The following is an 890-nucleotide window of genomic DNA, read 5'->3' on the forward strand; positions in this document are numbered from 1 at the left end:
TAATTCATAAAAGGGTATTTGCCATGCGAACAATACATGCCGCCATGCTGGCGGGGTGCCTTTGCTGCGCCCTGATGCCGGCTTTCGCCAAAGACGCGGGCTGGCAGTGGTACAACGAGAAACTGAAGCCCCGTGATGAGGACAGGAAAGCCGTACCAGCGGCACCACCGCCGCAAATGGATATTCTGGAGAAACTCGCCACACTCCAGGCGGCCACCAAACGGTCGTTGTACGAAGCCATTCTGTATCCATCGTCTGAAAACTTCGTGAAGTATTTCCGGCTGCAGAACTACTGGACGCAGCAGGCAGGTTTGTTCTCGATGAGTGCGAAGAAAGCCATGCTGGAAAACCCCGAACTCGATTACAACCTGCAGTACAGCCACTACAACGGCACGGTAAAAAACCAGCTCGCTGCCGACTATGCCGAACAGCGACAGGCTATCTCCACCCTCGCACAGCACTACGGCGTGATGTTCTTCTACCGGGGCCGGGAAGCGATCGATGGCCAGCTGGTCCAGGTGATTAAAAATTTTCGCGAAACCTATGGCCTGAGCGTGATACCGGTGTCGGTTGACGGAGTGATTAACCCCATGCTGCCCGACAGCCGGACGGACCAGGGCCAGGCAGAGCAGCTTGGCGTGAAGTTCTTCCCCGCGATGATGCTGGTTAACCCGAAAAGTGGCCAGGTGAAGCCTCTCAGTTACGGCTTTATCAGTCAGGACGACCTGGCGAAACAGTTCCTCTATGTCTCCAGTGACTTTAAACCGAATTTCTAAGGAGTGTGTTATGCGAAATATTCGTTTTCCGGATTTAGATATCACCGGGATGTGGGTGCTGGCCGTGGGCGTGTTTTTCCACCTGATAGCCCGGCTTGTCAGAAAACAGCCTGA

At 54.3% G+C, this 890-nt stretch carries 1 protein-coding gene and 1 pseudogene; both read left to right on the forward strand.

What is annotated here, in order from left to right:
- Positions 1–23 precede the first annotated feature (23 nt).
- Positions 24–776, forward strand: coding sequence for a type-F conjugative transfer system pilin assembly protein TraF (gene traF / locus BHE81_RS27885; RefSeq protein WP_004152677.1), 753 nt, complete (start codon positions 24–26; stop codon positions 774–776).
- A 10-nt stretch (positions 777–786) separates the two neighbouring features.
- Positions 787–890: pseudogene (locus BHE81_RS27890) on the forward strand (conjugal transfer protein TraQ); the annotation flags it as partial.

This window comes from Klebsiella sp. AqSCr (genome assembly GCF_008452795.1).
In the GTDB taxonomy this organism is placed as follows: Bacteria; Pseudomonadota; Gammaproteobacteria; order Enterobacterales; family Enterobacteriaceae; genus Klebsiella; species Klebsiella pneumoniae.